Annotated in this window: 17 protein-coding genes; all 17 read right to left on the bottom strand. The window is 33.1% G+C overall.

What is annotated here, in order from left to right; all coding sequences use genetic code 11:
- Positions 1 to 310: 310 nt before the first annotated feature.
- Complete coding sequence (locus ACSUE0_RS10775) at positions 311 to 1,228, bottom strand: RluA family pseudouridine synthase (RefSeq protein ID WP_017724226.1); 918 nt, start codon at positions 1,226 to 1,228, stop codon at positions 311 to 313.
- A gap of 12 nt (positions 1,229 to 1,240) precedes the next feature.
- The gene (gene lspA, locus ACSUE0_RS10770) at positions 1,241 to 1,717 is read right to left on the bottom strand and encodes a signal peptidase II (protein ID WP_017724225.1); all 477 of its coding nucleotides are present in this window, start codon (positions 1,715 to 1,717) and stop codon (positions 1,241 to 1,243) included.
- Positions 1,718 to 1,929: 212 nt separating this feature from the next.
- Positions 1,930 to 2,724 (bottom strand): VOC family protein, encoded by a 795-nt coding sequence (locus tag ACSUE0_RS10765; protein WP_119613798.1) that lies wholly within the window; start codon positions 2,722 to 2,724, stop codon positions 1,930 to 1,932.
- Positions 2,725 to 2,971: 247 nt separating this feature from the next.
- Positions 2,972 to 5,722, bottom strand: a complete 2,751-nt coding sequence (gene ileS / locus ACSUE0_RS10760; protein ID WP_436957334.1) for an isoleucine--tRNA ligase — start codon at positions 5,720 to 5,722, stop codon at positions 2,972 to 2,974.
- A gap of 250 nt (positions 5,723 to 5,972) precedes the next feature.
- Positions 5,973 to 6,590, bottom strand: a complete 618-nt coding sequence (locus ACSUE0_RS10755) for a DivIVA domain-containing protein (RefSeq protein ID WP_119613800.1) — start codon at positions 6,588 to 6,590, stop codon at positions 5,973 to 5,975.
- Between the two features lie 153 nt (positions 6,591 to 6,743).
- Positions 6,744 to 7,523: an RNA-binding protein gene (locus ACSUE0_RS10750; RefSeq protein WP_436957360.1), complete on the bottom strand. Its 780-nt coding sequence runs from the start codon at positions 7,521 to 7,523 to the stop codon at positions 6,744 to 6,746.
- 89 nt (positions 7,524 to 7,612) lie between these two features.
- Entirely contained in the window at positions 7,613 to 7,903 is a 291-nt protein-coding gene (locus ACSUE0_RS10745; RefSeq protein WP_119613802.1) for a YggT family protein, read from the bottom strand.
- A 12-nt stretch (positions 7,904 to 7,915) separates the two neighbouring features.
- On the bottom strand, positions 7,916 to 8,515 hold the full coding sequence (locus ACSUE0_RS10740) for a cell division protein SepF (RefSeq protein WP_017724219.1): 600 nt from the start codon (positions 8,513 to 8,515) through the stop codon (positions 7,916 to 7,918).
- Positions 8,516 to 8,520: 5 nt separating this feature from the next.
- A complete protein-coding gene (locus ACSUE0_RS10735) occupies positions 8,521 to 9,195 on the bottom strand; it encodes a YggS family pyridoxal phosphate-dependent enzyme (RefSeq protein WP_017724218.1) in 675 nt (224 codons plus the stop codon).
- A gap of 17 nt (positions 9,196 to 9,212) precedes the next feature.
- Positions 9,213 to 10,001 (bottom strand): peptidoglycan editing factor PgeF, encoded by a 789-nt coding sequence (pgeF, locus tag ACSUE0_RS10730; protein ID WP_436957331.1) that lies wholly within the window; start codon positions 9,999 to 10,001, stop codon positions 9,213 to 9,215.
- A gap of 125 nt (positions 10,002 to 10,126) precedes the next feature.
- Positions 10,127 to 11,302, bottom strand: coding sequence for a cell division protein FtsZ (ftsZ, locus tag ACSUE0_RS10725; protein ID WP_119613804.1), 1,176 nt, complete (start codon positions 11,300 to 11,302; stop codon positions 10,127 to 10,129).
- Positions 11,303 to 11,331: 29 nt separating this feature from the next.
- The gene (ftsA, locus tag ACSUE0_RS10720; RefSeq protein WP_017724215.1) at positions 11,332 to 12,759 is read right to left on the bottom strand and encodes a cell division protein FtsA; all 1,428 of its coding nucleotides are present in this window, start codon (positions 12,757 to 12,759) and stop codon (positions 11,332 to 11,334) included.
- 105 nt (positions 12,760 to 12,864) lie between these two features.
- Positions 12,865 to 13,752 (bottom strand): cell division protein FtsQ/DivIB, encoded by an 888-nt coding sequence (locus ACSUE0_RS10715; protein ID WP_119613805.1) that lies wholly within the window; start codon positions 13,750 to 13,752, stop codon positions 12,865 to 12,867.
- A gap of 15 nt (positions 13,753 to 13,767) precedes the next feature.
- Positions 13,768 to 15,117, bottom strand: a complete 1,350-nt coding sequence (murD, locus tag ACSUE0_RS10710; protein ID WP_119613806.1) for a UDP-N-acetylmuramoyl-L-alanine--D-glutamate ligase — start codon at positions 15,115 to 15,117, stop codon at positions 13,768 to 13,770.
- A 1-nt stretch (position 15,118) separates the two neighbouring features.
- Positions 15,119 to 16,084: a phospho-N-acetylmuramoyl-pentapeptide-transferase gene (gene mraY, locus ACSUE0_RS10705; protein WP_119613807.1), complete on the bottom strand. Its 966-nt coding sequence runs from the start codon at positions 16,082 to 16,084 to the stop codon at positions 15,119 to 15,121.
- Positions 16,085 to 16,302: 218 nt separating this feature from the next.
- Positions 16,303 to 18,618, bottom strand: coding sequence for a penicillin-binding protein (locus ACSUE0_RS10700; protein WP_436957327.1), 2,316 nt, complete (start codon positions 18,616 to 18,618; stop codon positions 16,303 to 16,305).
- Positions 18,599 to 18,991, bottom strand: a complete 393-nt coding sequence (gene ftsL, locus ACSUE0_RS10695; protein WP_017724210.1) for a cell division protein FtsL — start codon at positions 18,989 to 18,991, stop codon at positions 18,599 to 18,601. The genes ACSUE0_RS10700 and ftsL overlap by 20 nt, the downstream gene beginning before the upstream one ends.
- Between the last annotated feature and the right edge of the window lie 11 nt (positions 18,992 to 19,002).

Genomic DNA, 19,002 nt, shown 5'->3' with positions numbered 1-19,002 from the left:
TTTCGCTCTTTATTAAACTGTCATAATAATACCATGAATCATATTACCTTGCAAGTCGATAAACATGAAAATAACAAGCACATTATAGTAATCGTTAATTCAATTCATGATAAAAGAACAATAAGGCGCTTGAGACATAAACTTAATATTCAACATAAAGGACTAACATTTATTATGACATGCTCACTTCAAAATGGACACTTAAACATGTAAACTTCAATAAATAAAGAAAACGTCAATTTCTATATAATCTAAATAGAAATTAACGTTTATTCTTTAATTAGAGATATTTATATCCAAACTCTTATAATTATTTTTCGCTTCTACGTAACTCAGTTAATAATTGCTCAAAATCATCTGGTAATGCGGCTGATTTTTCAATATTTTCATGTGTAATTGGATGTTCAAACCCTATTAAACCAGCATGTAATGCTTGGCCACCTATATCCATCGTTTTTTTCGGTCCATATTTTGGATCACCAACTAATGGGAAACCAATATATTTCATATGCACACGAATTTGGTGTGTACGACCAGTTTCTAGTATACACTCAATTAATGTATATTTATCAAAATGCTCTAATACATTAAAATGCGTAATTGCATCTTTGCCATCATCTACAACATCCATAGACTGACGATCATTCTTGTTTCTGCCAATTGGTGCATCAATTGTGCCATAATCATGTGGAATATTACCATGAACCAATGCGACATATTTACGAGTAACTGTCTTATTAACTAATTGGTCTACTAAACTACGATGTGCTATATCATTTTTAGCGACCATTAATAATCCAGATGTATCTTTATCGATACGGTGTACAATACCTGGACGAATTTCACCATTAATTCCTGATAAATTCTTCATTTGATACATAAGACCATTAACTAAAGTACCTGTGTAATGACCAGCTGATGGGTGAACTACCATTCCTTTAGGTTTATATACTATAGCTACATCATCATCTTCATAAAAAATATCTAAATTTAAATTTTCTGGTTGAATATCCGCTTCTACAATTTCTTTTTCAGTCACAACTATATAGTCATTCAATTTTGTCTTGTAGTTAGACTTAATGATTTTATCATTAACTTTTACAAGATTCTCTTTTATCCAATCTTGGATTTGAGTGCGTGACCAATCTGAATTATATTCAGGTAATAACTTATCAATACGTTGACCTGTATCGTTCTGGTCTTCTATCTTAAACTCATGTATTTCCATACGATATCTCTCCTATTCTTCTTTCTTCATATCTGTTAACAAAGCGATTACTATTAACAATACGCCTATGGTCAAACTAGAATCTGCTACATTAAATATCGGGAAATTATAACCGAAAATATTTGTATCAACAAAATCTACAACTTCTCCATGTAACACACGATCAATAAAATTACCTAATGCTCCTGCAAATAATAAACTAATAGCTACTTGCATTAATAAATGCTGTTTCGCTTCTTTAATGTAAAATATAATTAATACAACCAGAATTATAATTGTAATAATATAGAAAAAGCTCATTTTCCCACTCAATATACCCCATGCTGCACCATTATTTCGGTGAGAAGTTATATTTAAAAAATTAGGAATTACGTTAAAAGAATCTCCAACTCTCATAGAACTGGCAACAATAAATTTTGTGATTTGATCTAATAATAATATAACGATTGTTATGAATAAAGAAATACTAATGTAGTACTGACGTTTCATGCCTGTACCTCCTATTCTGCGCTCAGTCGCTTTTACAACATCTTTCATTATATCCTAATCAAACTTATAAAAAAAGTTACAGTTTGATTATATATATAAAACTTAATAATTCATAATCAACCATTGGTATAATACTATATTCTTTCATAATACTCATTTAATAAAATTTCCTAGTATCATAATAAAATAATTTTGTCTTTGCTTCACATTAGCTACATTACTTTATAAAAATTAAAACGAAACAGTATTCCATCTGGTCCTGTAATATTCTTGTGAGTAGTCTCAGGATAGTGATAATCTACACACGCCAACCCATATGTTTTTTGGTTTTCAATGCGCTTAATTCGCGAAAACCAATTATTAACTACTATATGTTGGTGATAACCATTAGAAGATAAATACAATGCTGTGTTTGTTTCTAAGGAGGAGGCTTCTAGACCAAAGAAATTTTTATAATATGAAGTTACGCGCTTTAATTCTATTGTTTTAAGATTAACATATCCAATTAAAGTTTCATCAGGTATACCTTGCCATTTTTCATTTGAAACATAGGTTAATAAATTAGGAACATTGATTGGTTGTGTTTCTAAAACAACCTTGTCATCTTCAAATACCCAATCTTCAATAGGATGATCCACATAAAATTCTAAGCCATTGCCTTCCGGGTCCTCTAAAAATAATGATGTTGTAATATCATGCTCTCCACCATTAATAGGCAATCCATACTCACTCAATTGTACGAGCAAATCCGCTAAATCTGTTTTCGATGGTAATCTAATTGCTAAATGAAATAACCCTGCTTCCGAAGTTAATGGTTCTCTACCATAGTTGATTTGCTTTAAGGTTAGAAAATGATTTGAATTGCCAATTTCATAATGGACAATCGAATATGATTCATTCACTACATTAAGCCCTAAGATATATTCATAAAATTGTTTCATAGCTTCTTTATCTCTTACATTTAATGTTATGCCGTTTACAAAATGTGCACTTTGGTTATGAAACATAAAAAACACCCTTCTAAAATCAAGTTTTACTTAAGCTCTTCTAAATTACTTTATCTTTGTTTTATTATCGATGTACACCATCGAAAATAAATAAAAGGAATCGGAAATATTGAGTGATAATGACTTTATATTTTATAACATAAGTTTTATTATCATTCCACTCCAGCAAAGATGAGGCTAAGACACTTAATTATGTCCCAGCCTCATCCAAATCAATATATTCAATTAATAACAACTAGTGTCTCAATTATACTAGCGTTTTGACAACTTCTTGACAACGCGGGCACAAGTTATTTAGTTCACCTACAGAACCTAATGATTCACTGTAATTCCAGCAACGCTCACATTTTTCACCATGTGCATGCTCAATACGAATATCTCCATATTGATATGGAATTCCATCTTCTACATGATCTACTACTTCTGCTTGAGAAGTAATAAATAATTGTTGTAAATCAGCAAATTGTTGTAAGAATGATGTCGCGTCAAAGTTATCATTGCTTCCAATCACAACTTTAGCTTCTAATGATTTACCGATTACTTTTTCGTTACGTGCAACTTCTAATGCACGGTTGACATCATCACGTAATTTCATAAATGTATTCCATCTATCTACAAATTCACGGTCTACTTCAACACGCTCTGGCATGTTCGTTAAGTGTACACTTTCTTCCTCTACATGAGGAATATGCGACCAAACCTCTTCAGATGTATGCACTAAGATAGGAGCTAATAATTTCGTCATATCAACTACGATTTGGTATAAAACTGTTTGCATACTACGACGTTTATGAGAATCACGCTCTTCAATATAAAGAATATCTTTACCATAGTCTAAGTAGAAGTTACTTAGTTCTACATTAATAAAGTTTTGAACTTCTTGGAAGATATCTAAATAGTCATAGTTATCATAGTGGTCTAAAGTATTCGCAGTAAACTCACGTAATCTGTTCAATAAATATTTATCCACTTCTAATAAATTATCTTCAGCTATTGCATCTGTCGCAGGGTTATAATCATTTACGTTACCTAACATAAATCTTAAAGTATTTCTAATTTTTCTGTAAACGTCAGAAGTTTGTTTTAATATTTCATCTGAAATACGTACGTCTGCTAGGTAATCAACACTACTCACCCATAGACGTGCAATGTCTGCACCTTTTTGTTTCACAATTTGATCCGGCACAATCACATTGCCTAATGATTTACTCATTTTCTTACCTTCTCCATCCATAACAAAACCATGTGATAATAACATTTTATATGGAGATTGGCCTCTTGTAGCCACTGAAGTTGTAATTGATGAGTTGAACCAGCCACGGTATTGGTCACTACCTTCAAGGTATAAATCAGCTGGGTATGATAATTCCGAACGTGCCTCTAACACACCACGGTGTGATGAACCTGAGTCAAACCAAACATCCATGATATCAGTTTCTTTTGTAAATTCACCGTTAGGGCTACCTGGATGCGTAAAGCCTTCAGGTAGTAAATCTTTCGCATCACGTTCAAACCAGATGTTTGATCCATTTGTTTCAAATAAATCAGCAATATGGTTAACTGTTTCTGATGTCATGATAATGTCGCCGTTTTCAGCATAAAATACTGGTAATGGCACTCCCCATACGCGTTGACGTGAAATTACCCATTCGCCACGGTCACGAATCATGTTATAGATACGTGTTTTACCCCAATCCACTTTGAATTGTGTCTCATCGATAGCATCTAAAATATCTTGACGTACTTTATCTATAGATGCAAACCATTGTGGTGTTGCTCTAAAGATAACTGGTTTTTTCGTACGCCAGTCATGAGGGTAACTATGTGTAATAAATTCTAAATGTAGTAATGCATCTTTTTCTTTTAGTAAGTCTGTGATTTCTTTATTCGCTTTATCATAAAACATGCCTTCAAATTGACCAGCTTCATCAGTGAATACACCTTTATCATCTACTGGGCTAATCACAGGTAAATTATATTTTTGACCGACAATATAGTCATCTTCACCATGTCCAGGTGCAGTGTGTACACATCCAGTACCTGCATCAGTAGTGACATGTAAACCATTAATTACTAATGACTCACGCTCAAAGAATGGATGTTGTGCTTCAACATATTCTAAATCTTTACCTTTAAATTCATTTTCTAATACTAAAGTATCTTCGTCCCATCCTAACGCTTCTACAACATCACTCGCTAAATCTTTTCCAATGATATATTTTTGACCATTTACATTGTATTGACCGTAAGTTAAATCAGGATGCACCGTAATCGCCACATTTGACGGCAACGTCCATGGTGTTGTAGTCCAGATAATAAATTTTGCATCTGGATCGACAATGCCTTTACCATCTTTAACATCAAATGCTACATAAATAGATGGTGATCGTTTATCTTGATATTCAATTTCCGCTTCTGCTAATGAAGATTCACTTGATGGTGACCAATATACTGGTTTTTTACCTTTATAGATTAAACCTTTTTCTGCCATTTCTCCAAATAAACGAATTTGAGCTGCTTCATATTCTGGTTTTAAAGTAATATAAGGGTCGTTAAAATCACCTTTAACACCTAAGCGCTTGAAATCTTTTTTCTGATTTTCAATTTGCTCTAATGCAAATGCTTCACATTTTTTTCTGAATTCTGCTACTGACAATTCTTTGCGTTTAACACCTTTTTTAGTTAATGCTTGTTCGATTGGCAGACCATGTGTATCCCAACCTGGCACGTACGGTGCATAATAACCACGCATTGATTTATAACGTGTGATAATATCTTTTAAAATTTTGTTTAACGCATGACCCATGTGTAAGTTTCCATTCGCATATGGTGGGCCATCATGTAGAATATATGAAGGATTCCCTTCATTTTTATCTAATACTTTTTGATAGATGTTTTTTTCATCCCATTCTTCTTGTATCTTAGGCTCTTTATTTGGCAAACCGCCACGCATTGGGAAATCTGTTTTTGGCATTAATAATGTATCTTTATAGTCCATTTCTATACACTCCTCGTTCCGATTTTCATACTTTATTCATTTTAAATAATAAAAAGAACTCTAAGTTCAATTAACAGGGACGATGTATACCGCGTTACCACCCTGATTAACTCAACTTAGAGTTCTCTCATTATCTTTATTACTTTGTGATGACATAACAGTGATATAAGAAACTAACATATGAAAGGCTCCCACTATCCCTAACTCGCTGCGATATGTTTAATGTTTCAAACGCGTCTGTTATCTAATATTATTTATTTTCTGAATCAGTAGCTGATGTTTGGTCGCTAGCAGTGGCATTATTATCTGCTTCTGCTCTAGCTTTCATAGCTTTTTCTTCTTCAGTCAATTCATTATCGTTTAAATGATTAATGTTTTCTTCAGTGACTTGTTCAGAATCAAGATCATAATTTAATAAATAATCCCAATCTTCATTTTTAAGTAAATCTAATTGTGCTTCAACCAACATACGGAAACGTGATCTGAAAATTTTGGATTGACGTTTCATATCTTCAGTTTGGAAAGAAAGTCTACGTGCTTTTTCAACTGCATCGTTAACAATTCTATCTGCTTCTGCTTTCGCTTTAGAAACTGTTGCTTCAGCATCTTTTGTCGCAGCTGCTTTAGTTTCTTCCCCTGCTTGTTTAGCTTGTATTAACGCGTCACTAACAGATTGATGTACCTCTTTATATGATTGAATATTACTTTCTTTGTCTTCAATCACTTTTTCTAATTGTACTTTATCTTCTTTCAAACGTTCTATTTCATTACTAAGTTGTTCTAAATAACTTTCAACTTCAGTAGGTTCAAAACCATTTCTTGCATTTGTAAAAGTTTTATTCTTAATTTCATTTGGTGTAAAAGGCATAAATATCCTCCTTCTATAATACACTATTTTCTCCATTGGTTAAATAACGGAAATAGTGTTTTATCTACAATATGTTTTTATAATATATCATTTACTAAATTGTACAAAGCGTTAAAGACGTAGTCTCAAATTATATGATAGCTTATTATACCACTATTTGAATAACGTTTTGTAAGAAATTCTAATTTTATCTTTTTTAGTTTTACCGCCTATGTCAGTAATCATAGCTCTGCCAAATCCTTGTATTGACAATAAGTCACCACTATCAAGTTGAAAGTCTGCGGCATCAATCACTGTATGATTTACTTTAACACGTTTTTTGTCTATTAATTGTTTTGAAATAGTTCGAGATTTACGTATCATGTCTTTTAATACAACATCTAACCTTAAGCCACTTACTGTTGTATCAAATGATTGCCAATTCTCTTTTGATTGTATCATATCTTTTATAGGAATAGAATTAAGTTTAACTGTTGCACCTTTGATTCTATTTAATTCTAATATAAGATAAGATTCAAGTTGCTTTGTCAAAGTAAATTGAATCTTATCTGATACAACAATGTCGCCTAACTGCTCTCTTTCAATTCCGAGCGACATAATTGTACCTAAAATGTGTTGATGTTGTAGTGTTACAAATTTTTGTGGGTAATCAACTTCAATCAATACAATTTCGAATTCTTCTTTAGTTGGTTCAAAGTAACTTGGCGCAATAAAAGCCCTTTTTCTTTCTGAGTATGGCCCACCATAAAATGTAACGTTCAAATCATCAAAGCTGCCTACAACAACCTCCATTATATACTGACCACGTGGGTCAAGAAATGTTGTCAATACAGGAGCGTATTGGTCATTTGCACGATTACATTTATCAATAAGTTGATCTATTAAATCATGTTCTTCTTTTCTGAAATGTTGATAAATATCGATGTGTATCACTCCAAATACAATACAAAGCACCTCTCGTTATTCAACGTTAGGTGCTTATCATTTATTTTATGTTAGTTCGTTAAGTTTTATACAATACCTTAAATTAGATTCCTTAAAATCAAGTCAAATATATTTGCTAAACCTCTTTGGAATAGTACAAGTACTACTATTGCAACGATTGATGAAATATCAATCATTCCAATTGGTGGTATAACTTTACGGAATTGTTCTAAAAACGGCTCATATAACTTCGCTAAAAATTGACCGAATTTATTTTCACGTGCATTGGGAATCCATGACATAACAAAGTATACAATCATCCCGTAATAATAAATCTGAACCAAGAATAAAATAAAATTAAATATGTTTGCTAATAAACCAATATCCATCTATTTTTACCTCTATTCACCTTGGTATTCCATATTTTCTATTTGATCAGTGATACTCCCAGCAACTTCAACATTGTCAGGTGTGCATAAGAATATATCTGATCCAACTCGTTGAATATCTCCACCAATTGCATAAACAGTACCACTTAAAAAGTCGATAATGCGTTTAGCAGAAACTTTATCAATGCGTTGTAAATTAACTAATGTAGCACGACGATTCTTAAGTTCGTCTGCAATATCTTGTGTATCTGAAAAAACACGGGGTTCAAATAAACACATCTTAGAACTTTCTTGTGCAAAATCAAATTGATCTTGTTCTTGATTATTCATATTCACAACGTTCCTTGTATTATTTTTAGATGAACTGTTATTCATTTGATACTTCCTTTCTCCCGATGATTGCTGTAATCTTGTTGACTGTTTCTTGGGAACGGACTGTATTGATCTTGGTTTTTCTGTATAACCATTGTTTGATTGTTCATTAAAGTTGCTTTGAGACTGTGCTTGTTGTTTGTTTTGGTTTCTATTTTGTTCTTCTTCGTGCGGCGCTTCTAATTCGTCATCTTCCTCTTCTACAACGAAAAATCCATTAAATAAATCTTTTAAAGCCACGGGGCTCACTCCTCTTTTCCTACAAGTTTAGTCCCAATTCTCACAAACGATGCACCTGCTTCAACGGCTAAATGATAATCATTACTCATTCCCATAGATAGCTCAGTACAAGGTGCATAATTTAAATTGAGCGCTTTAATTTCATCTCTTTTTGTTTTTAATAATTGAAACAAGCTTTTTATATATGGCTCATCTTCAGTCAAAGGAGCCATCGTCATAAGACCAACGATTTCTATATTTTCATATTGCTTTAACTCTTCAATAAAAGTGTTAACCTCTGATAATGAAACACCTTGTTTAGATGATTCACCAGATACATTCACTTGTACAAAACATTTAATTTTATGTTCAGCTCTTTTATCAATTTCTTTTGCTAATTTCAAACGATCTAATGCGTGGAAATAATCAACTTCATTGATAACTTCTTTAACTTTTCTAGTTTGTAAAGAACCTATAAAATGCATTACGGCGTCCTTGGGTAAGGCTGCTTTCTTTTGTTGAAACCCTTCCAAACGATTTTCACCGAAATGTCTAATTCCTGCATTATATGCATCATTAGCTCGGTCTATTGTAACATACTTTGTCACTGCAATCACGTTTGGCATTGTTGAAATATTACCCTTTTCACAATGTGTTTGTATTTGTTCACTTATACACTTTAAATTATATTGTACGTCCAATTCTATACACCTCTTCGTTATTGACCAATAAATGCTAACATTCGACCCGTATTTCCTTTTTCTACTCTGTAAGAAAAGAATAATGATAAATCTTCAGATGTCGCATAGTCTGTTATATAAATATTATCTTTAGGAATGCCTGCATTTTCCAGCAATAATGCATTCGCAAGTTTTAAATCAATACCATGTCTGTCTGCACCTCTAGTTTTTATATATTGATTAATATCTATCGGTAATTCCTCAAATTTAGACTTTATATCATCGTTAATTTCATAAGAATTGGAAGTGGCTGGTCCAATGACAACACTTAGATCACATAACTCAAAATCTATATGTGAAATCATTTCGATGACGATTTGACCAACAGTTCCTCTCCAACCAGCATGTGCAAGACCTATAAAATGATGCTTTTCACTATAAAAGTAAATAGGTACGCAGTCAGCATAACACATTGTAAGCAGAATATTTTCATCATATGTGTATAAACCATCTACACCATGCAAGCGGTCTGTCAGTGAATCAATATTAGTACCTCTATCTTGTTCAGTTACTTCTACAACTTTATTTTCATGAGTTTGAATTGGAAAAACCCATTGCTCTCTAGGAAAGTCAATTGTAGTAGCAAGCATTTCTTGATGTTGAGTGATACTCTGTTGATTATCATCAATATATCTTGCCATATTAAAAGCGTTACGAGGGAAAGGACTAAAACCGTCTTCTCTTGTTGTTATACCCAATTTTACTTTTTTTAAATAATCGTGCTCATAATCTAATATATGATGCTTTTTAATAAATTTTTCTTGCATGACCACAAACCTCCATAGGATATATAAAAGCAACATTTTATTATTACTTAAATTTAAAAAAGTCATCAGATCTACTGACCTGATGACACTTTATTATTTAATTTAGTCTACAAAAATTGTTGCGACTAACGTCTAGTTCTTCTTGAACGTCTTTCTTCTCTATTTCTGATGAAACTTGGAATATCATCTTCGTTAGTTGTGTGGGCTCTACTTTCACTAGCACTATCTGACGATGCTTGTGAAGCACTTACTGAACTTGAAGAAATTGTGTCTTCTTTAGTAGTACTTCCGCTTGTTGCACTATTACCAAAACCAGTGTTCGAAGCTTTACGACCTTGTGATGAAGGTTTATCTTCAAAACCAGTTGCAATAACTGTTACAACGATTTCATCTTGTAATTCTGGGTTAATTACTGTACCAAAAATCATATTTACATCTTCGTCTGCTGCATCTTGCACAATATCTGCTGCTTCTTGCGCTTCGAAAAGTGATAATGATTCTCCACCTGTAATATTCATAAGTACACCTTGTGCACCTACAATAGAAGTTTCTAATAAAGGTGAAGAAATTGCTTTTTTAGCTGCTTCTACTGCACGATTTTCACCTGAAGAAACACCAATACCCATTAAAGCTGAACCTTGGTTAGACATAATTGTTTTAACGTCTGCAAAGTCTAGGTTAACTTCACCAGATACAGCGATTAAGTCAGAGATACCTTGAACACCTTGACGTAACACGTTATCTGCTTCTTTGAACGCTTCCATCATTGGAGTTGATTTATCAACGATGTCTAATAAACGATCATTAGGAATAACGATTAATGTATCAACAGCAGCTTTCATAGCTTCAACACCAGCTGCAGCTTGTGTTTGACGTTTACGGCCTTCAAAACCAAACGGACGTGTTACAACGCCTACTGTTAATGCGCCCATTTCTTTAGCAATTTTTGCTACAACTGGAGCAGCACCTGTACCAGTACCGCCACCCATACCAGCAGTTACGAATACCATATCGGCACCTTGGATAGCATCTTCAATTTGTTCACGTGACTCTTCAGCAGCTTTTTTACCAATTTCAGGGTTGGCACCAGCACCTAAACCACGTGTTAATTTTTCACCAATTTGGATTTTAGACTCAGCTTTTGATAAATTTAAAGCTTGTCCATCCGTATTAATTGAAATAAATTCAACATTATTCATACCATGGTCAATCATACGGTTTACAGCGTTATTACCGCCGCCCCCTACACCGATGACTTTTAACGTCGCTAAATGATTAAATCCTTGTTCAAATTCTAACATTTATATTTCCTCCTAGTTTTAATGGCCAATCAATCGAATAGAGATTTCATAAGTTTTTTGAATTTACCTTCTTCTTTGTCTTGAGGTTTACGTTCTTCATCATGATCGATGTTTACTTCGTTATCGTACACCTCTGGCTCTTCTTCTGTTTCAACAGCATTAGTTGCTTCTCTTGACTCAGTTGATGACGTTTGAGGCTCTTCATGTTTGTTCGATTTTTTCTTAAACCAATCAAATCCACTTGATTTTGTACTATGTTCTCTTTCATCAGATTCGATGACTTCTTCCTCGAATTCTTCACTGTCATGATTACTAATTGTAACATAATCTAGTAATTCGTCGAAAGTAATGCTACTAGAAATTGTTGAAATTGCTGATGAGAACTCAGGTTTTCTAATACCCATTTGTGATGGTGTGTGAATTCTCACTTTCTCACTCACCATATCTTGAAGCAATTCCTTAACTCCTAATAAGTTTGCAGAACCACCTGTGATAACAAAACCACCATTTACTTTTGTAAGTCCTAATTCTTGTAACACTTCAAACACATTAAAGAAAATATCTTCGACGCGTGCTTCAATTATGTCTGCTAAATCTTTTTGGGTGAATTCCGCTTCTTCGTCACTATTGACTTGTTCAACGGTAAACACATCATGATCAGAAGCAGAGTCAAAGAAAGCGTGTCCATATTGATGTTTAATTTTTTCAGCAGTCTCATATGAAGTATTTAAGCCTGTAGCTATATCTTCAGTAATATCTCGACCTGCCATTTCTAATGCATCTGCATCAACTAATTCACCACGCTCGTAAAATGCAAGTTGCGTGATATCTTCACCAATGTCGATTACACATGCGCCTAATTCTTTTTCAGTAACTGAAAGTACTGAGCCATAGTTATATGCGTCTGAATATACATCAAGTACATCCACACCACATGATTCAACACATTTAATCATATTAATTAATATTGATTTTTGTATTGCAATAACACCAGCTTCAACTTTCAGACTATGTCTAGCAATCAGTTCTTTTGGATCAGAAACTTCATTCTCGCCATCAACAATAAATTTAATTGGGAATGCGTTAATGATTTCAGTTTCTGGTACATCATTTTTATCGCGAATACTTTCAAGTACACTTTCAATATGTGTACCATCTAATTCAGTATCTTCATAAAATTCTATTTCATTAGATTCATCAAATACCTCTGTTCCGATAATAGGCAGTTTTAAAAATACTTCCTTAATATCTACTCCTGAAGCAATAGAGGCTTTCTTGATTGTATCTTTAATTGCTTGTTTAGCAATATCGAAATCATCAATAAGACCATTTTTAATCCCACTTGTGTAGGTCTGTCCTGTACCTATCACATTTATACCGTTGTGAAATTTCTCGCCTACTATCGTTTTAACGCTCGATGAACCGATATCTATACTTACGTAATAATGCTCTTCCATAGATAGGCACCTCCTGACAATAACTTATTCAAATTCACACTATTAATAGTTTACAATAGGTTTTGACGCTTGTGAACTATAAAGATAAGTATTTGTCGAAATTTTTTAATTATTTTTGTCCGTTTTCTTATTAATCTTATTTAATGCACTTTGAAGCTCATCTTTTGCCTTATCTTCTTCTGTTGTACCCTTATCCACATTTTGATCACTTGAAGATTTTGCAGTGCTACCACCACTATATGGAATAAACGATGCACCTACTGATAAATCAATATACCCTGCTTTTTTTAATTCTCCAGATTCATCACGTTCTAATGATTGTGACATTTGTGGATAGTATTTCATTTTTTTGCCAATTGTATTTAAATTACCAAGAATTTGAATATCATCTGTTGTGAATAATTTGATTTGATTTTGTGCATTTTCTTGAGGATCAAATTTAATTTCTGCTATCATCCCTCTAACCTTTGCAGGCATTTCAGAAAGCGCTTGTATAATCTTTTCTTTTTTATCTTTTTCAAATCCTTCAAGAATTGGTCCATTATCAGTAGCGTTACCATCATAGTCTTCTAACTCTGTACCGTCTTCTAAAACAGGTACATATTTATCTTTCTTTTTAGTTAGAGCCACAATTTTCTTTTCTGACATTTTCACAGTTAACTTATTCGGAAAATGTTTTTTTACTTCTGCACTTTTAATAAGTGTACTTTCTTCAAGTTTGTTTTGAGCATTAGTCGTGCTATAAGTGTACATTCTCGAATTGTCTTTTACGTTTATAGCTCTATTAATTGCATTCTTAGATGTATTATCATTCCCGCTAATCTCTACACTACTAATCTTACTCAAAGGTGTAAACATATAAATCAATATTAAAATAATTATAAATAATAAAACACCAAATACTGAATATTGAATTTGCTTTTGTCTTTTCCGTCTTTTTGCTCGTTTCTCTTTTAAGTAATCAGAGTCAAATTCACTAACTTTGTCAGACATTTAATATCACACCCTTTAAAAAGAAGGTAAATTAGCTTGGAAACTCTTAATAAATTTATTCCCACGCTCTTCAAAAGTATTGTACTGATCCCAACTTGCACATGCTGGCGATAATAATACCACGTCATTTGGTTCTATGACAGACTGTATCTTATCTACGGCATCTTGAACATCGGAAGCTGTAATGACGTACTTACCTTGACTTTCACCTAACTTCACGAATTTTTCTTTTGTCTCACCAAAAGTTACCATAACTCTTACATTTTTCATATGTGGAATAAGTTCATCAAAGTCATTGCCACGATCTAACCCACCACATAACCAAATGATTGGTTGTTTAAATGAATTTAATGCAAATTGTGTAGCCAATGTATTCGTAGCTTTTGAATCATTGTAGTACTTATTTGTTTTATTCGTTCCAATATATTGTAAGCGGTGTTCAATACCTGAGAATGATGTCAAACTATCAATAATTGCTTTAACAGAAACTCCAGAAAGTAATGCTGCTAACACTGCAGCAAGAATATTTTCCAAGTTATGTTCACCAGGAAGCACAAGATCATCTATATGAATTATTCTAAATCCTTTGAATACAATGTAGCCACTCTCAACATAAATTCCGTCTACTTCTTGATGTGTTGAAAAATAATACGTTTTTGCTTTCAGTGACTCAGATTCGATTAAGTGACGTTGATGATAATTACAAATTAAATAATCATTTTCAGTTTGATTAATATATATTTTTTTCTTAGCATTTTGATAATTTTCTAGTGATTCATGATAATCAAGATGTGCTGAATATATATTCGTAATTATAGCTATATGCGGTTTATACTTATCGATACCAAGTAATTGGAAAGACGATAACTCCGTAATCAAATAGTCATTAGCTGTGACTTCTTGTGCTATTTTTGAAGCCACATAGCCAATATTACCTGATAGCTTACCTGTTACTCTGCTTTTTTGAAACATATCTCCAATTAATGAAGTAACTGTAGTTTTACCATTTGTACCAGTCACACCGATAATTGGTGCTTCTGATATTAAATAACTGAGTTCTACTTCAGTTAATATTTTTAATCCTTTTTCAGTTGCTGCTTCTATCAGTGGAACATTATATGGAATGCCCGGATTTTTAAAAATAATAGGATTACTATCTAACAAGGAAAGTGGGTGTTCTCCACCAATTACAGTAATTCCCATATTTTCTAAATCTATTGCATGTGCATCTTGACTCAAATCTTTACCGTCATTGACGATTACATTTGCACCAAGTTTTTTTAATAATTTCGCAGCTTCATAACCACTTTTCGCTAATCCAATAACTAATACATTTTTATTTTCTAATTCTGTATATTTCAGCAATTTAGTTCACTCCAATCCATAAACCGATGAGTCCTGTAATCAAGCCTACTGTCCAGAATACTGTCGTTACTTTCTTCTCATTCCAACCAATTAATTCGAAATGATGATGTAGTGGTGACATTTTGAAAATACGTTTTCCAGTCAATTTGAATGAAGTTACCTGTATCATAACTGATAAGGTTTCTGCCACAAATACAAAACCAATGAAAATCAGTGACAATTCTTGGTTTAGCATAATAGAAATAGTAGCAAATATCCCACCTAATGCTAGACTGCCCGTGTCTCCCATAAAGACTCTAGCCGGATTTAAATTGAATGGTAAGAAACCAATCAATGCAAAAATCATAATCACACAGAACAATCCGATAGATGTTGCACCTTGTATGTAAGCCATAATTGCATACATTACAAAGCCAATGATAGATAATCCTGTCGCTAGTCCATCTAATCCATCTGTTAAATTAACTGCATTTGAAAACCCTACTTGCCAAAAGACTATGAAAATTACATACGCAATTGAAAGTGGTACTTCAATATTTGTAAAAGGCAAATGAATTCCAGTAGAAAAATCAGTTAAGTTAAATACTTGGCTTAAAATAAAAAAGATAACTGCGATACCTATTTGAGCTAAGAATTTTTGTTTACTTGTTAAACCTTCATTGTTTTTCTTTACAACGATGATGTAATCATCAATAAATCCAATCAAACCAAAACCTACTGTTACAAATAATAACAAGATAACAGGATTAGAATTATCCATAAAAATGATTGCTAAAATTGAAGTTACAATAATACTAATGAGAAAAGTTAATCCACCCATAGTAGGTGTACCTGTTTTCTTCATGTGGCTCTGTGGGCCTTCTTCTCTAATACTTTGTCCAAATTTCATTCGTTTCAATGTTGGTATTAGCACTGGAACTAATATAAACGTGATTAACAGTGCGATAATTGCGAGTAAATAAACCATATTGTGCTCCTTTATTTATTTAATTGGATTAAGTCGTTATGCTCTTCAGTTAGCCATATATATGTATTGAGATTAGTAGCTAATCAATTGAAACTGTTGCTACTTTATTACAACGTTCAATGATTAGTCTACTTCTATTTCCACCTCAAAATTGATTACATAATAAGTTTTAAATTCTAATGAAATGTTCACATTAAGAATAATCAACTTAGCTCAGGTTATGATTCATTGTCTTTTGAATCTTTATTGTCACCTGAGTCTTTGTTTTCTTCTTTATCTTTTGAATCCTTGTTGTCTTTTGAATCTTTATTGTCATCTGAGTCTTTTTTCGAATCAGATTCAGCTTTTGAAGTTTGACCGTTTACATCTTCCGATGATAACGTTACTTCAATTTTATCTTTGCTACTTATTTTTTGTCCTTTAGTTACTGATTGGTTCGATACAAATCCGCTACCTTTTGTTGTTACTTTAGTCTTAGTAAGTAACTCAAATGCGACAACCTCTTCTTTCGACCAACCTGTCATATCAGGCATTGTAACATCACTATCTGTCAGTAATAATACTTTAGTGTTAGGCAACACTTCTTTATTAGCGCTCACAGATTGCTTAGTAACTTTTTCTCCATTACCAATAACTATTGGTTTTAGAGACTTACCGTTTAGTTTATCTTGCGCTTTTTGAATTTCTTGTCCTTCAACGTTAGGAACTTCACTATATTTCACATCTGACTTGTCTTTAGAATTTTTATCTCCAACATTTAGGTATTTGAGTGTATTTTCCATAATAGGTTTAAATGCTTTACTTACACCCATTTCATAGGCTTCTTGATCATTTTTTTGGGCTAAACTCATGCCAGCATAAACGATTACCTCAGGATCATCTTTTGGTGCATCACCTATAAAGCTAACAAAATATGGGTTTTCACCTTCTGCATAACCACCATTGTCCGGGTCCGCAACTTGTGCTGTACCTGTTTTACCTGCAACATCATAACCATCAATTTTATAGTTCTTAGCATGGCTATCTTCACTATTTATAACTTTATCTAGCTCAGTACGCACTTTTTTAGCAGTATCTTTCGTTATAGGTTTACCATCATATTCTTTCTTGCCTTTATAAAAAGTATCTTTGCTAACAGGGTTCGTTATGTTATCAACGTACCAAGGTTTAATCATATTACCACCGTTAAAGAAGGCAGATTGTGCTTTAAGCATTTGCACAGGTGTTACCGTGGTAGATTGCCCGAATGAAGAAGTTTTCTGTTGCGCTTCATTATCCCAAGCGATACCGCCAGTTGCTTCACCATCAAACATACCATTTGTAGATTGGCCGAAACCGAATTTCTCATACCAGTCTTTCATTTTATCTGCACCAACTAAATCTTGCAGATGCATCATTAGTGTATTAGATGAATACGTGAATCCTAGTGACATTGGAATTTCTCCCCAACCCACTTTGTTCCAGTCAGAAATTTTTGATCCCATGACTTCTCTAGGTTCAGCTGTATATTTTTTATCTGGGTCAAATTTCCCTTCTTGAATAGCAGCTGCTAAGCCGTAAGACTTAAAGGTTGAACCAGGCTCATACGTGTTTTGATATAAATCATTCGCCCATTTCTTACCAAAGTCTTTTCCTGTTTCTGGATTAAAAGTAGGTCGCTGACTAAACGCTAGTATTTCACCAGTATGTGCATCCATTACCACAGCGAATAAATCTTTCGGTTTATAATGTTCGACCATGCCATCTAAAGCCTCTTCAACAAATACTTGAATATTAGAATCTAGAGTTAAATGTACATCATCACCACGTTGAGGTGTTTTTTCTTTTTTAGTATTAGGTGCAATATAGCCCCAAATATCATGGATATAAGATAATGCACCTTTTTGTCCAGATAAATAACTATCAAAAATTTTCTCAACGCCCATAGCACCTTTTAAATCACCGCTATCCGGATCTTTCTGAGCCATTCCAATTAAATGTGATGCAAAATTTCCATTAGGGTAAAAACGTTCAGTCTCTGGATAAAGCGTTACGCCAGGTAACTTCATTTTTTCAATTTTTTCTTTTTCTTGATATGTTAAATCAGTTCCTTTTTGTCCAAATTCAACTTGGAACGCTTTTTTATTATCTAATTTGTCTTCAATCTCTTTAGCTGACATATCAATGACCGTTGCTAATTTCTTAGCAGTTTCCTTCTTATCTGTAACGTGTTTCGGCTTATCGCTACCTTCACTTGCTTTTTTATCAATGATAGCAACGACTTTATACCGTTCTACATCTTCTGCCAAAATTTTTCCATTTCGGTCATAGATTTTTCCACGTTCAGGTTGTTGCTGGCTATTAACTAAATACTTTTCGTTTGCCTTCATAATTAAATCTTCGCCTGAAGAATGTCCAGTTAACATTATATATGAGTATCTTAAAACCAACGTAAAAAAGAGCAGTCCGAATCCAAGAATGAGTAGGACTGCCCCTATTTTACTTTGTTTAATAAGAAACTTTGGTTTTTTTAATCTAATTTTTCGCTTCGCCATTATTACGCACTACCTTTACATTGTCGTTCTTAAGGCTCATTCCTTCGTTTTTGGCCTTATCGTAAATGCGTTCATATGAAGAGTTCTTTTTAATTTCAGATTCTATTGCGCTATTTTCACTTGATTGTTTTTCGATTTTTGTATCTAAATCTGCAATTTTTCCTCGAGTATCATACGCATCCATTTTTAAAGATAGCATATAAATACTTATTAATGCAATTACTGTTATAAGTCCTATGTATAACATTTTCTCAAATTTTGTAAGTTTAACTACGACTTTGCGTTTTACGGTTTTGGGCTGGGTCGACGGTTGCGACTCAGGAATTTGTGTTTCTGGTTCATTATAAGGTTGATATATCTTTTCTACTGCCACTCAACATTCAC

This window comes from Staphylococcus sp. AS1337, from assembly GCF_051408735.1.
Lineage (GTDB): Bacteria > Bacillota > Bacilli > Staphylococcales > Staphylococcaceae > Staphylococcus > Staphylococcus xylosus_B.
Note: the sequence above shows the minus strand (reverse complement) of the source record. Positions and strands in the feature narration are given on the sequence as shown.

What these genes read in the sequence shown, in the direction of transcription:
- ACSUE0_RS10775 (WP_017724226.1), bottom strand. Translation starts at nt 1,228, where the DNA reads ATGGAAATACATGAGTTTAAGATAGAAGACCAGAACGATACAGGTCAA.
- lspA (WP_017724225.1), bottom strand. Translation starts at nt 1,717, where the DNA reads ATGAAACGTCAGTACTACATTAGTATTTCTTTATTCATAACAATCGTT.
- ACSUE0_RS10765 (WP_119613798.1), bottom strand. Translation starts at nt 2,724, where the DNA reads ATGTTTCATAACCAAAGTGCACATTTTGTAAACGGCATAACATTAAAT.
- ileS (WP_436957334.1), bottom strand. Translation starts at nt 5,722, where the DNA reads ATGGACTATAAAGATACATTATTAATGCCAAAAACAGATTTCCCAATG.
- ACSUE0_RS10755 (WP_119613800.1), bottom strand. Translation starts at nt 6,590, where the DNA reads ATGCCTTTTACACCAAATGAAATTAAGAATAAAACTTTTACAAATGCA.
- ACSUE0_RS10745 (WP_119613802.1), bottom strand. Translation starts at nt 7,903, where the DNA reads ATGGATATTGGTTTATTAGCAAACATATTTAATTTTATTTTATTCTTG.
- pgeF (WP_436957331.1), bottom strand. Translation starts at nt 10,001, where the DNA reads ATGCAAGAAAAATTTATTAAAAAGCATCATATATTAGATTATGAGCAC.
- ftsZ (WP_119613804.1), bottom strand. Translation starts at nt 11,302, where the DNA reads ATGTTAGAATTTGAACAAGGATTTAATCATTTAGCGACGTTAAAAGTC.
- ftsA (WP_017724215.1), bottom strand. Translation starts at nt 12,759, where the DNA reads ATGGAAGAGCATTATTACGTAAGTATAGATATCGGTTCATCGAGCGTT.
- ACSUE0_RS10715 (WP_119613805.1), bottom strand. Translation starts at nt 13,752, where the DNA reads ATGTCTGACAAAGTTAGTGAATTTGACTCTGATTACTTAAAAGAGAAA.
- mraY (WP_119613807.1), bottom strand. Translation starts at nt 16,084, where the DNA reads ATGGTTTATTTACTCGCAATTATCGCACTGTTAATCACGTTTATATTA.
- ACSUE0_RS10700 (WP_436957327.1), bottom strand. Translation starts at nt 18,618, where the DNA reads ATGGCGAAGCGAAAAATTAGATTAAAAAAACCAAAGTTTCTTATTAAA.